The sequence below is a fragment of the Pseudonocardia charpentierae genome (assembly GCF_031845345.1).
Classification (GTDB): Bacteria; Actinomycetota; Actinomycetes; order Mycobacteriales; family Pseudonocardiaceae; genus Pseudonocardia; species Pseudonocardia charpentierae.
On sequence record NZ_JAVREJ010000006.1, the window covers coordinates 128,244 to 141,307 of the forward strand.

Annotated in this window: 9 protein-coding genes; 2 read left to right on the forward strand and 7 right to left on the reverse strand. The window is 73.9% G+C overall.

Annotated features, from left to right (window positions below):
* Positions 1 to 102: 102 nt before the first annotated feature.
* On the reverse strand, positions 103 to 3,039 hold the full coding sequence (locus tag RM445_RS11315) for a BTAD domain-containing putative transcriptional regulator (protein ID WP_311556138.1): 2,937 nt from the start codon (positions 3,037 to 3,039) through the stop codon (positions 103 to 105).
* A 133-nt stretch (positions 3,040 to 3,172) separates the two neighbouring features.
* Between RM445_RS11315 and RM445_RS11320 the strand changes: the two genes are divergently transcribed.
* Positions 3,173 to 6,352: a hypothetical protein gene (locus RM445_RS11320; protein WP_311556139.1), complete on the forward strand. Its 3,180-nt coding sequence runs from the start codon at positions 3,173 to 3,175 to the stop codon at positions 6,350 to 6,352.
* 94 nt (positions 6,353 to 6,446) lie between these two features.
* On the forward strand, positions 6,447 to 6,743 hold the full coding sequence (locus RM445_RS11325; protein WP_311556257.1) for an aldo/keto reductase: 297 nt from the start codon (positions 6,447 to 6,449) through the stop codon (positions 6,741 to 6,743).
* Positions 6,744 to 6,752: 9 nt separating this feature from the next.
* On the opposite strand, the gene RM445_RS11330 is transcribed toward RM445_RS11325, so the two are convergent.
* The 6 genes from RM445_RS11330 to RM445_RS11355 all read right to left on the reverse strand — a co-directional run bounded on the left by RM445_RS11330 (position 6,753) and on the right by RM445_RS11355 (position 13,030).
* Positions 6,753 to 7,709, reverse strand: coding sequence for a toll/interleukin-1 receptor domain-containing protein (locus tag RM445_RS11330; protein WP_311556140.1), 957 nt, complete (start codon positions 7,707 to 7,709; stop codon positions 6,753 to 6,755).
* Positions 7,710 to 7,714: 5 nt separating this feature from the next.
* The gene (locus tag RM445_RS11335) at positions 7,715 to 8,524 is read right to left on the reverse strand and encodes a class I SAM-dependent methyltransferase (protein ID WP_311556141.1); all 810 of its coding nucleotides are present in this window, start codon (positions 8,522 to 8,524) and stop codon (positions 7,715 to 7,717) included.
* A 224-nt stretch (positions 8,525 to 8,748) separates the two neighbouring features.
* Positions 8,749 to 9,810, reverse strand: coding sequence for a methylenetetrahydrofolate reductase (locus RM445_RS11340; RefSeq protein ID WP_311556142.1), 1,062 nt, complete (start codon positions 9,808 to 9,810; stop codon positions 8,749 to 8,751).
* Positions 9,811 to 9,855: 45 nt separating this feature from the next.
* Positions 9,856 to 10,914 (reverse strand): ABC transporter ATP-binding protein, encoded by a 1,059-nt coding sequence (locus tag RM445_RS11345; protein WP_311556143.1) that lies wholly within the window; start codon positions 10,912 to 10,914, stop codon positions 9,856 to 9,858.
* Entirely contained in the window at positions 10,905 to 12,020 is a 1,116-nt protein-coding gene (locus RM445_RS11350) for an ABC transporter ATP-binding protein (protein WP_311556144.1), read from the reverse strand. The genes RM445_RS11345 and RM445_RS11350 overlap by 10 nt, the downstream gene beginning before the upstream one ends.
* On the reverse strand, positions 12,017 to 13,030 hold the full coding sequence (locus RM445_RS11355; RefSeq protein WP_311556145.1) for an ABC transporter permease: 1,014 nt from the start codon (positions 13,028 to 13,030) through the stop codon (positions 12,017 to 12,019). Before RM445_RS11355 ends, RM445_RS11350 begins: the two co-directional genes overlap by 4 nt.
* Between the last annotated feature and the right edge of the window lie 34 nt (positions 13,031 to 13,064).

The following is a 13,064-nucleotide window of genomic DNA, read 5'->3' on the forward strand; positions in this document are numbered from 1 at the left end:
GGCACAGCGGGCGTTCGGGGGGACGGCCCACTGTCCGCCGACGCGCTTGCAGGCTTCTTGCAAACGCCTGCGCGAGCGACGGCCCTGATCCGCTCGTCGGAGTCAGCCCGACCGAACCGGCTCTTCGCTCTTGGGCCGTTCGGCGGCCACCTCGTCGACCTCGGCCCGAACAGCCTGTGCACGGACCGGCTGCCCCATGGCGACGAGGGCGTCGGCGAGCCGCTCACCGGCCAGGAGCGTGCTCGAGTGGGCGGGGCCGAGCGCCGCGACGAAGATCTCGCGCGCCCGGGTCTGGGTGGCGACGGCCTGGTCCGACGCTCCGGAGTCGGCCAGCGCCAGCCCCAGGTTCGTCAGCGCCATCCCGACGCGCGAGTCGTCCGGCCCGAGCACGCGTTCGAGCAGGCGGACGCCGCGCCGGTGCGCCTCGATGGCCTCGTCGACCCGGCCCTGCAACCGCAGGGCGTAGCCGAGCTTGTCGAGCGCCTGGGCGGTGTCGGGGTGGTCCGGGCCACCGACCCGGATGAACGCCTCGATCGCCGCCCGCTGGTGGGCCACCGCCTCGTCCAGCCGGCCCATGTCCTGCTCGACCATGCCGAGCCCGGCGGTGGCGTGCGCCCAGCCGCGTTCGTCGCGGCGTCCCTGCTCCTCCAGCATGGCGAGGCCCGAGCGGAACGCCTCCCCCGCCGCCTCGAAGGCGCCGCTGCCCCACAGCGTGTAGCCCAGGTCGATCAGCACCTCCGGCTCCAGGTCCGCACGGCCGGCCCTGTGCAGGACGTCGAGCGCGCGCCGGTGCGCGGTGATCGCGGCAGGGGCGTCGTCCGCGCAGTTGAGCACGTGGCCGAGCCGGTTGTGGGCGTGCGCGAGCACCTCGGCGTACTCGGGGTCGTCGGGGTGCACCGTCGCCTCCAGGAGCGCGACCGCGAGATGGTGCAGGTCCAGCGCCGGCGCGAGCCGGCCCGCGGCATCGAGCACCTGCCCGAGCGCACAGGTCAGGCGCCCGCGAACCGCGGGGTCGCGATCTGCGGCGTGCAGGCGCAGCGCCGCACGGAGCACGTGTTCGGCGGCCGGGTAGAGCGCGCGCTCGGCCTGACGGCGGGCGACGGACTCCAAGGCCTCGACCAGACCGTCCGGCTCGGCGCCCAGCGCCTCGGCGTGCCCGGCGAGGACGACGAGGTGCGCCGCGAGGTCGTCGGGGACGTCGCGGCCAACCTCGCCCGCCTGCCCGACGCAGGCCTGCGCCACCGTGCCGAGCCGGTCGCGGCGAGCCGCCACGCTCATCCGCGCGCGGACGACGTCCTGCACCAGCCGGTGGACCCGCACGGTGTCGGTCTCGCGGTCGACCAGCGAGAGCCGCAGCAGCTCCCGCAACGCCTCCTGCAGCTCCAGCTCGTCGCGCTCGAACCGGTCCAGGGTCGCGACGGAGATGGCGTCCGGGGCGAGGAACGCGATCGTCTCCAGCAGGTCCGCGGCCCGGGGCGAGCGGGCGGCCAGCCGGTCGAAGGCGAGCCCCCACGTGGTGGCGACCGTCCGTCCGGAGCCCTCGACGTCACGCAGGAGCAGCCCGTCGCGGTGGCGCCGGAACAGGTCGACGTAGTCGGGCAGCGACATCCGCGTCTGCTCGATGTAGGCGCACGCCTGCTCGAGCGCCAGCGGCAGGTCGCCGAGCAGTTCAGCGAGCGTGTCCGCCTCGACGGGACGGTCGCCGGTCCGGGTGGCGACGTACGCCAGGGACTCGCCGCGCGCCAGCGGCCCGACCGCGACGGGGTGCGCGATCCGTCGCCAGGCCGGGTTGCGTGAGGTGATGATGACGTCGCCGTGCCGGGCCGCGGGCAGGAACGGCTCGAGCTGGGCGGGCTCGTCCGCGTTGTCGTAGACGAGCAGCCAGCCGGGCGTGCGGTCCAGCTCCGCCCACAGCGCCGCGCGGGCGTCCTCCCGCCGCTCGAACGGGGCGATGCCCAGGGCGGTGGCCAGCGCCGCCAGCCCGGTGGCCGTGCCGGCGGGGTCTTCGGCGGAGATCCACCAGGCGACCCGCCCGTGCCGGTGCCGCTGGTGCGCCAGCTCGAGGGCGAGCTCGGTCTTGCCCACCCCGCCCAGCCCCGTCAGCGCGACCGCGCGGGGGCGGCGGGTGTCGTCGTCCAGGGTCGCGTCGACGGCCGCGAGCAGCCCCCGGCGGCCGACGAACGACCGGTTCCGGGGCGGCAGGTGGGTGGGCAGGACGGTGCCACCGACGCCGGGCAGCGGGTCGTGGGCCAGCACCGCGGCGCGCACCCGGCGCAGCGCAGGCGTGGGCTCGACCCCGAGCTCGTCGGCCAGCGCGCCGCAGCACCGGTCGTAGGCCGCGAGCGCGTCGGCCTGCCGGTTCGCGGCGTAGAGCGCGCGGACGAGCTGGACGGTCACCGATTCGCGCAGCGGGTCGCGTGCCGCGAGCTCCTCCAGCAGCGCCACGTCGTCGGCCGCCCGACCCTGGCGGGCATGCGCGTCGGCCAGGGACTCGGCCGCCACCACGCGCATGTCCTCGAACCGGGCGACGACCGGCGCGAGGAACGGCATCTGCCCCTGCGCGCCGTTGCCGAACGCACACGGGCCCGTCCACCGGGCCAGCGCGACCTCGAGCAGCGCCGCGGCGTCTTCGTCGTTGCCGCGGGCCAGTGCCCGGCGGCCGGCGTCGACGTCGGCCACGAACTGGTCGGCGTCGACCGTCACCACGCCGCGGTCGAGGACGTAGCCGTCGGCCCGCCGGGGCAACGCGGCGGGCCCGAGGAGACGGCGGAGCCGCGAGACGTACGCCTGCACGGCTCCGACGGTCGCCTCCGCGGAGCGCTCGTCCCACACGTCGTGCAGCACCTGCTCGGCCGTGACCGCCTCGGACCCGGCGATCAGGATCCGGGCCAGCACGGCGCGCTGCCGGGGACCGCCGAGGTTGACGGCGTCGTCGCCGACCGTCGCGGAGAAGCCGCCGAGCACCCGGACGACGGCTCGGGAACCCGCACGCCCGTCCGCAACGCCCACCCCGGTGCCGCCCCCGTCCCGGACCGTCACGCCGTCTTCCACCGCTGCCCCTCGGTCGACGGCGACCCCCGGCCGCTCGGGGGGCACCGTCTGTCTCGCCGTTGTATCCACGCGGGCTTCCGCGCCGTCATGCAACCACCGACCCCGTGCCCGAGGAGCCGCGATGCCGCTGACGATCGCCCACGCCACCACCGAGAGTCTCCCACGTGTGGTCCTTGCAACAGCCGGGACATCGACGCTGGACGTGCTGTTGCCGTTCCGCGTCGACCTCGACGACCCGGCTCGGACGGTCACCGGCTGGGACCTCGACGTCGAGGTGGACGGGCGGTCGTGGGGGTCGCGGGTGCGCAGCCGGCGGCTGCGCGACGGGCTGGCCGACGCGATCCGCGAGCGGATGGCGCGGACGGGCGTGTTCACCTTCGACCACCTGCCTTACTACGCCGGGCTGCACGACGACGACATCCGCGCCGGGCGCGCGGTGTACCTGGAGTGCCGCGTGCCGGGCGTGCGGCCGGGCGCGACGGTGACGTACGCGCTGTCGGTCACCGTGAGCGGCGGCGGCCGGTCCGAGACGCTCGTGAGCGGGCCGCGGACCCTGCACGCCGTCGACCCGCGCTTCACCCGCGACGAGGTCCGGCGGATCCACAGCCCCGGCACGTTCCAGGCAGGCCGGGCGTGGGTGCTGCACCACCGGCGGGACGCCGCGCTGGACCAGTTCCGGATCGACGTGGCCGACCTCGGCGCCGACGGGCCGCCCGAGCGCGCCGACCTGGTCGTGCAGGTGGGCGACACCGTGATCGACCTGCCTGCCGGCCGCTACCCGACCGTGCCGCTGGTCGACGTCGCCGCGGACTCGGTGACGTTCGCGGTGCCGGCCGACGGCGCGACACCGCCCCCGGTGACCGTCCGGTACCGCGGCGGCGACCCCGTCACCGTCGACCCGGCCGGCCGGGTCGACGTCGGCACCGCTCGCGTGATTTTCGTGAACTTCGCCATCCAGGGCCTCAACGACCTGTTCGCCACGCCGGACGACGACTACCAGCCGCCACGCAGCTACACCCGCCTGACGATGCGCGACGAGGCGGCGAGCTACAGCAGCCGGCCCGGCAGCGAGGAGAACTCGGTCGGCGACGGCTACGCGTTCACGATCGACGCGCACCGCCGCTACCGGATCCCGCAGATGTGGGCGATGAACGGCGGCCTGGCCACCCTGCTCGCCCACGACTGCCCCGACGACGTCGACGCGCTGCGCCGCGACGTGCAGGCCGGCCTGCTCGTGCCCGTCGTCGCGGGCTACGGCGCCCACCGCCTGCCCTACTACACGGCCGACACGAACGTCGACGCCATCCGCTTCGGAGCCCGGGTCCTGGAGCAGGTGCTCGGCGCGGCCCGGCCCGTCTACTACCCCGACCAGCGGCTGACCACCTGCAAGGACAACGTCGCGGGGGCGCTGCGGTCGGCGGGCATGGAGTACGTCGTCGTCGACGCCGGTACCGGGCAGGGCGCGGTGCCCGACGGGGCGGTGGAGACACCGGGCAACACGGCGGTCGCCGACGCGAAGCCGCCGATGGGGGCGATGCACGACGGGCGCTGGCTGAACTGGCAGTACGTGTGGCGCGACCGGCGCAGCGGCACGAAGGTGCTGTTCATCGACCGCGAGATGAAGGACGGCCTGTTCGCGGCCGACGGCGACACGGCGGACCGCGGCAAGCCCGCACAGTCGATCCGGTGCAAGTTCCTGGAGATGGCGAGCGCGCCGGTGGTGCACGCGCGCAACCTGCTCGTCTACAGCGACGACGCGGACAAGGCCAGCGGCAACGGCTGGTTCGACGGGGGCTACGACACCCGCGCCGCCAACAACTTCCGCTACCAGGCGGTGCTGTCGTGGCTGGCGGCCCACCCGTGGGTCGAGGTCGTGACCACGGACGACCTGACCGACGACGACGTCGTCGGCGAGCTGGACCTGGTCCGGGCCAGCGACCCCTACATCGAGGAGCAGTGGAGGCTCCCGAATCCCGCCGCCGAGGGCCACGACAACGGGCTGGCCTACGACACCTGGTACGCGGCCTGGGCCGACACGAACGCGGTGTGGCTCGGGGAGACGCTGCGCGCGATGTCCGACCGGGCCGAGCAGGCGATCGACCGGTGCCGACCCGACGACCCGGACGACGCCGACGAGCTGCTGCTGCTCGCCCGCCTCTACTTCCTGATGTGTCTGCACGAGTCGCAGTGGTCGAAGCGGCCGCGGATCGAACCGGACAACGACGGGTTCGACCACTGCGAGAACTTCGTCGCCGCCGAGTCGCTGCAGCTGCGCAACGCGCACGTCTACCTGGCCGCGCGCCACTGGGCACGATGGGTGCGCGACGGCGGCACGGGAACGCACCGCGACGACGGCCCGGTGGTGGCGGCGGTCGCGCAGGCGGGTGTCCCCGGGGCCGTTCCGACGTGGTGGCGCGCGGACCGGGCCGGGCTGCAGTGGGACCACGACCCGCTCACGAACGTCGTGCTCTACAACGAGCACGCGCTGGTCGTCGCCGACCGCAACGGCGGCCGGATCACGCACCTGTTCGCGATGGTCGGCGGGCGCCCCGTCTCGGTGAGCGGCACGTCGAAGGCCTACCAGTTCGTCGATGTCGACTGGGCCGGCGACAGCGGCGTGGAGTGCGACGGCCTGGTGCTGCAGAACACCGTCTGGAGCCCGAACCACGGTTACGTGGCCTGCGACGTCGAGGCCAGCCGGGGCACCATCGGTTCCCGGCCGCCCAACGACCGCGGCTTCGACCTCTACTACCCGGACAACTTCAACCTCTACGACGAGGTGTCCGGCGCCGACCCGCTCTCGGTGACCTTCGCGTACGGGCCCGGCACCGGCGAGGCGCCGCCCGCCACCGTCGCGACCCTCGACCGGCTGCTCGCCGCCGACCGCGACGCGAAGCTCGCCGGGGAGCGCGGGATCGTGCTCCACGATGTCGGCGAGTTCGGCGAGTTCCGCAAGACCATCGCCCTCGACGGCCGAACAGTGCAGATCTCGTACGAGGGCACCGAGCCGGGTCACCGCGTCGCCAACGAGTTCTGCGTCGACCTGCTCGCGGCGGCCCTGGACGGCCACCGGCAGCGACACACGGTGGCCGCGGACGGGCGCAGCGCCACCGTCACCAACGACGACGGGTTGTCGGTGCGCCTCGACCTGGGTCCGGGCTGTCGGTTCTCGGACGGGGTCATCACGCCGGCGGATGCGCCGACGGCCGACTCGCTCCGCCTGCACCGGGTGCTGACCGACGACCTGGAGATCGTGGCGCCCGACGGCGGCGACTTCTCCTACAGCATCGTGCTGCCGTAACGACACGTCGGTCGGGATCATCCACCGCGCTCGACAACGACATCAACTTCATCGACACCGCCGACGTCTACAGCCAGGGCGAGTCGGAGGTGATCTGAGAGGGGTCGACGCCGCCGACGCGCTGGCGGAGCTGGCCGACAAGTCCGGTCTTTCGCTGATCCATCTGGCGCTGGCGTTCACCCTGGCCCACCCGGCCGTGACGGCGCCGATCATCGGGCCGCGCACGATGGAGCAGCTGGAGTCGCAGCCCGGGGCGGCGGACGTCACGCTGTCGGCCGACGTCCTCGACGCGATCGACGAGATCGTCCCGCCGGGCGTGACGATCGCGGCCGGCGACGCGGGCTACGTGCCCCCGGCGCTGTCGGACCCGTTCCTGCGCGGACCCGCCTGAGCCGGCCGGTCAGCCGTCGGACCGCACCGCGACGGAGGCCGGCAGGTTGTCGAGCAGGTCGTCGGCGGCTCCGGCGAAGAGCCCCTGCACGTCGAGGTGGGTGCCGTTCCGGCGGTTCAGTCGCAGGTCGGCCACCGACCGGACGAGGAGTCGCTTGCGGCGCCGCACGTCGACGCTCTCCAGGTCGTCCGGTCCTCGGCCGAGGGTGACCGACGGGCGGTCGACGACGGCGAACCTCTCGTCCAGGTTCGCCACGGTCACCGCTGCCTCGGTCGCCACGACGATTCCCGATCCGGACGGGCCGTCGGGCGACGCGCCGGCGCTCACGTGACGCAGCCAGTCCTGGCGGCCGAGCACGGTTGCGCAGGTGGTGACGAGCAGCTGCCGGTTGCCCATGCGTTGCTGAGGGACGGGGACGACGTGCCGCAGCATCGCGTCGACGCCGATCGCGACCGTGGCCGGATCCAGTTCTTCGCTCAGCGTCACGCCGGCCGGGCGCGGCGATACCGCTCCGCCGCTGTGGGCGACGACCACCTCGACGAGGCGCTCGGTGTCGCTGCGGAGCGATCCCTGGCGCACGGCGACCGCCGTCTCACGCGGGAGGATGCGCGACAGGTCGTCGGGAACGCCGGTCCCCAGCAGGGGTGACCGGCGCAGGAAGACCGGGATCACCGGAAGCGTCCTGCGCGCCGCCTCCCGCAACTCCCACGCGACCCAGTCGGGCGACGTCGCGTCGCGCGCCCGCTCCACGAGCCGCTCCTCCCACCGTCGGCCGATCAACGCCACGACCGCCGCGCTCCCGTCGAGCCCCCGGCACAGCCCGCTCTTCGGGTCCCCGCGCCGGTTCAGCACCCAGGTGTCGAGGAAGACCCCGTCCTCGCCGAACCGGTCCCGCAGGACGGCAGCGACCAGTCCCGCGCCGAACGGGTCGTCCGCCCGGCGGTAGCTCACGAAGATGCGGCCCACCGCGTTCACCCGGCGGCGCGGGCATGGACGAGCAGCGGACGGACGTGGCCGCCACCGATGAGCCGCGAGATCCGCTCCGTCTGCTCCTGCGCACGCTGCCAGCGCGGATCGTCGCCGTGGTGGCGGGCCAGCAGGTCGTCGACGGCGTCGGCCCGCTCCTGCCAGGCCACGGGCGCCTGCGCGAGCCCGTCGGACTCCATGCTCTGCACCACCGTGAACCCGGCGCCCTCGAGGAGCTCCGTCAGCGCCTCCTCGGTCGGGAAGTCGTTGCCCTCGGGCAGCGGACCGGGCAGCGGACCACGCGCGACGAAGACGAGCAGACCCAGGTCGCCCTCGGCCCGCAGGACCCGGCGCAGTTCCCGGACGACGGCCGGGCGCTGCGGCCGCGGGACCGTGCACAGCACGCCGAGAGACTGCACCGCGTCGAACGCACCGGACCGCAGCGGCAGGGCCTCCGCGCCCGCGACGACCGTGGGCAGGCCGAACAGCCGCCGCCCGGCCGCCGCAGCGCTGCGCATCGGCTCCACGCACACCGGCTGCGCGCCGAAGTGGTCGGCGAGCCAGCCGGCCGGGCCGCCGACTCCCGAACCGACGTCGACGACCCGGGTCTCCCGGCCGATCACCAGCGCCTCGGCGAGCCAGGCCAGGTCCGACGGGCTGCCGCTGCCCCGGCAGCCGGCGGGGATGGCGTACTCGGGGCCGAGTTCCCGCACGGCGTCCTCGGTCCAGCCCGCGAGCAGGTCGAACTCGATCTCCTGGGCGGCGACGTCGTGGGCGTCGGTCTCGTCGGGCACGGTCTGCTCGGACGCGGTCATGTCGGGCCTGTTCCCCTTCCCCGGCTCAGCTCACCCTGCCCACCCTGATCGTCCGGGGCGAAACCGGCCCCGGCGGCGGCCGGGCTGAGGCCCCGCACGATCAACCGGGCTGATCGTGCGGGACGAAAACGGCCCCGGCGGCCGCGCTGAGGCCCCACACGATCAACCGGGCTGATCGTCCGGGACGAAAACGGCCCCGGCGGCCGCGCTGAGGCCCCGCACGATCAACGTGGCTGATCGTGTTCGGCGTGGATCCGCTCCGCGATCGCGGCCTTCACCTCCGCGCCCGCCACCTCGCCGCGCGCCGACGCCAGCCCGGACAGGTTGACGCCCACGACTCCGGGGATCGCGAGCAGGGCCCGCGCCTCGTCGACCGCCGCGGCGATGCCCGCCGCCATCGGGTCCGCTGCCGCAAGCACAGCCTCGACCACGGTGCCGTCGAGGTGCAGCCCCGGGAAGGCCTGCAGGACGCGGGCCGAGCGCTCGTCGGTGTAGACCGCGACGCCCGCGACGAACGGCAGCGTCGCCCCGGCCTCCCGCGCCTCGGCGACGAAGCGGGCGACCGCCGCCGGGCTGCCGGCGTGGTTGAGCACGCACAGGCGCGCTCCGGCGCGCTGCTTGGTCGCCACCCGCGCGGGTCGCAGGTGCCGCGGTGCGGCCTCCGGCGCCTCCGGAACGGTGGCGACCAGCCCCGCGGCGGAGGCGATGGCGGCGAGCCGGGTGCCGTCGAGATCGAAGACCTGCGTGACGCCGGGACGCACCCCCGGCGCACGGACGTCACCCGTCGCGCACAGCACGCCCTCGACCCCGACCGCGGCGAGTCCCATGATCTCCTGCTCGAGCACGACCCGGTTGCGGTCGCGGCAGGTCAGCGTGGTCCACGGGCGGCCCCCGGCGGCGAGGACCTCGGCGGCGAACAGCGTCGGTGGCAGGTCCGGCGTGCTCTGGTGCTCGCCGATGAGCAGTGCGTCCGACGAGTCGGCGAGCACGCCCACGACCCGGCGTACCGAGTCCGGCGCGTAGGGCGTGACCGAGAGGTCGGTGAGCACCACCGGCCGGGTGCGGGCACGGTCGAGCAGTCCGTCGGGACGCAGCGGTGGCGCAGGGGCGGGCTCGCCACCGATCCACGGGGGCAGGGGGGCGGTCGCGAACGGGCACGGGCGGTCGCCGAGTTCGCAGCTCAGGTCGTCGCGCACCCCGCCGCACGGGCCGTAGTGCATGCGCTTCGGGCAGATCTCGGCACCCGGGACGGGCGAGGACGAGATCTCGGCGAGCGGCACGACCATGCCGCGGAGTGCCCGACGGTCGTGGCGTCCAACCGAGCGGGGTCGTCAGTCGGGTCCGGAGCCGCCAGACGTTCCGCTCGGCGCGTTCTCCGGGAAGTGGCACGCCACGCGGTGGCCCGGAGCCAGCTCCGCCAGCGGCGGTTCGTCGGTCCGGCACACCTCCTGCGCCTTCCAGCACCGGGTGTGGAAGCGGCAGGCCGGCGGCGGGTTCAGCGGGCTCGGGACGTCGCCGGTCAGCAGGATCCGCGTCCGCTTCGCCTGCCGCCGTGGGTCGGGGCGCGGCACCGCGGAGAGCAGGGCGACGGTGTAGGGATGCATCGGCGTGTCGTAGACGGCGTCCCGCCCACCGATCTCGACGATCTTGCCGAGGTACATCACCGCCACCCGGTCGCTCACGTGGCGCACCACCGAGAGGTCGTGGGCGATGAGGACGTAGGTGAGGCCGAGGTCGGCCTGCAGGTCCTCCAGCAGGTTCACCACTTGCGCCTGGATCGAGACGTCCAGCGCCGACACCGGCTCGTCCGCCACGATCAGCTTCGGCCGCAGGGCCAGGGTGCGGGCGATCCCGATCCGCTGGCGCTGTCCGCCCGAGAACTCGTGCGGGTAGCGGTTGTAGTGCTCGGGGTTGAGCCCCACCCGCGACAGCAGGTCCTGCACCGCGGCCTTGACGCCGCCGGGCGGCTCGATGCCCTGGATGCGGTACGGGGCGGCGACGATCGTGCCGATCGTGTGCCGCGGGTTGAGCGCCGAGTAGGGGTCCTGGAACACCATCGCGATGTCGCGACGCAGCGGGCGTAGCGCGCGCACGGAGCTGTGGGTGATGTCGCGGCCCTCGAATTCGACCCGACCGCCCGTCGGTTCCAGCAACCGGGTGATCAGCCGGCCCGTGGTGGTCTTGCCGCAGCCCGACTCCCCCACCAGCGACAGCGTCTCCCCGCGGAGCACCTCGAAGTCGAGGCCGTCGACCGCCCGCACCGCCCCGACCTGGCGCTGCAGCAGCCCCCGGCGCACCGGGAAGTGCTTCTCCAGCCCGGTCGCGGTGAGGAGCGGGCTGCGATCGGTCGACGGGGCCGGATCGACCGGCGCGGAGTCCGTCACAGCCATGCCGCCACCTCCTCGTCGACGATCCGGCGGCGCTCGGCGTCGTCGAGGTGACAGGCCACGCGGTGCCCGGGCCCGACGTCGTGCAGCTCGGGGCGCTCGGTCTCGGCCAGTCCGTCGGTGAGCCCGCGGTAGCGGCAGCGGGGGTGGAACGGGCACCCCGACGGTGGGTCGAGCAGGCTCGGCGGGCTGCCGGGGATCGGCACGAGCCGGCTCTCCCGTTCCCGGTCGAAGCGCGGCACCGACTCGAGCAGGCCCCAGGTGTAGGGATGCGCGGGAGCGCTGAACACCTCCGTCGCCGGGCCGTACTCGACGCCGCGCCCGGCGTACATCACGAGGATGTCGTCGGCGACCTCGGCCACCACGCCCAGGTCGTGCGTGATCAGCATGACCGCCGAGTCGAACTCGGCCTGCAGGTCCAGGATCAGGTCGAGGATCTGCGCCTGCACGGTGACGTCGAGCGCTGTCGTCGGTTCGTCCGCGATCAGCAGGTCCGGGTCGTTCGCGAGGGCCATCGCGATCATTGCGCGCTGCCGCATGCCGCCCGAGAAGTTGTGCGGGTGGTCGTCGACTCGCGACGACGGCTGCGGGATCCCGACGCGCCCGAGCAGGTCGACGGCGTGTGCCCGCGCCGCCTTCTTCGAGGCCTCGGGGTGGTGCAGCCGGTACGCCTCGACGATCTGCGCGCCCACCGTGTAATAGGGGTGCAGGGCCGACAGCGGGTCCTGGAAGATCATCGCCATCCGGCGCCCTCGCAGGCTCCGCACCCGCTCGGGATCCGCCCCCACGAGCTGCTCGCCACCGAGCCAGATCTCGCCGGTGATCTGCGCCTGCCGGTGCAACCCCATGATCGCGAGACTGCTCACGCTCTTGCCCGAGCCCGACTCCCCCACGATCCCCAGCCGAGAGCCGCGCTCGAGGGAGAACGACAGCCCGTCGACGGCCTTGACCACGCCGTCGTCGGTGCTGAACCGCACGCGCAGGTCCCGGACGTCGAGGAACGGCCGCGCCGTCGACTCCGCTGGGATGTCAGGAAGGCCACCTTCAGGGCGCCACGTGACAGGAAGGTGGCCTTCCTGGCGGACGCGGAACCCTTTGTCGCCGCTCATCGCGTCCGCACCCGGGGGTCGACCACGGCGTACAGCAGGTCGACCACGAGGTTGGCCACGATGATGAACAGGCTGCCGACGATCACGACCCCCAGCACCTTGGGCAGGTCGTTGTTCACGACCGCGTCGACGGAGTACTTGCCGATCCCCGGCAGCGAGAACGTGCTCTCGGTGAGGATCGCCCCGCCGAGCAGCAGCCCGAGGTCCAGGCCGAACAGTGTCAGGATCGGGGTCAGCGCCGCCCGCAGCCCGTGCTTGACGACCACGGTCCGCTCGGGCAGGCCCTTCGCGCGCGCGGTACGGATGAAGTCCTCCCCCATCGTGTCGAGCATCCCGGCGCGGGTGAGCCGGGCGTACGCCGCCGAGTACAGGAACGCCAGCGTGATCCAGGGCAGCAGCAGGTCGTAGGCCCACAGCAGCGGGTTGTCCTCGATACGGGTGTAGCTGCCGCCAGGCGCCGTGATCCCCAGCCCGTAACTGAAGATCGACAGCGACAGCAGGCCGGTGAAGAAGATCGGCAACGACACCCCGGTCAGGGCGACGCTCATCGCCGCCCTGTCGAACACCGAGCCGCGGCGCAGGGCCGAGAGCACCCCGATCGCGACTCCGCTCGTCAGCCAGAGCACCGCGGCGCCGGCGGCCAGCGACATCGTCACGGGCAGTCGGTCGATGATGTCGGGCAGCACCGGGTTCTGGGTCAGGAACGAGTAGCCCAGGCACGGCGCCGGGCAGTGCACGGTGGTCGGGCCGGTGCTGAAGTCCGCGCCGAACACGAGCTGGCGCAGGAACCGGCCGTACTGGACGTACACGGGATCGAAGAACCCGAGCTTCGTCGCGATGGCGCGCATCGTCGCCTCGTCCGCGGTACGGCCGACGTAGCGCGACGCCAGGCTCTCTGGCGTCGCGCCCGCCAGCCGCGGGACAAGGAAGAAGATCGCGAACGTCGCCGCCGTGACGACGAGCAGCAGGACCACCGCCGCGAGGAGGCGGCGGACGACGTAGACCAGCATCGCTGTGGCCGGACGGCCCCCGTGCAGGGGCCGC

Bases quoted from the DNA above. Each gene is read 5' to 3' on its own strand.
- RM445_RS11320 (WP_311556139.1), top strand. From the start codon at position 3,173: ATGCCGCTGACGATCGCCCACGCCACCACCGAGAGTCTCCCACGTGTG.
- RM445_RS11335 (WP_311556141.1), bottom strand. From the start codon at position 8,524: ATGACCGCGTCCGAGCAGACCGTGCCCGACGAGACCGACGCCCACGAC.
- RM445_RS11340 (WP_311556142.1), bottom strand. From the start codon at position 9,810: ATGGTCGTGCCGCTCGCCGAGATCTCGTCCTCGCCCGTCCCGGGTGCC.
- RM445_RS11345 (WP_311556143.1), bottom strand. From the start codon at position 10,914: ATGGCTGTGACGGACTCCGCGCCGGTCGATCCGGCCCCGTCGACCGAT.
- RM445_RS11350 (WP_311556144.1), bottom strand. From the start codon at position 12,020: ATGAGCGGCGACAAAGGGTTCCGCGTCCGCCAGGAAGGCCACCTTCCT.
- RM445_RS11355 (WP_311556145.1), bottom strand. From the start codon at position 13,030: ATGCTGGTCTACGTCGTCCGCCGCCTCCTCGCGGCGGTGGTCCTGCTG.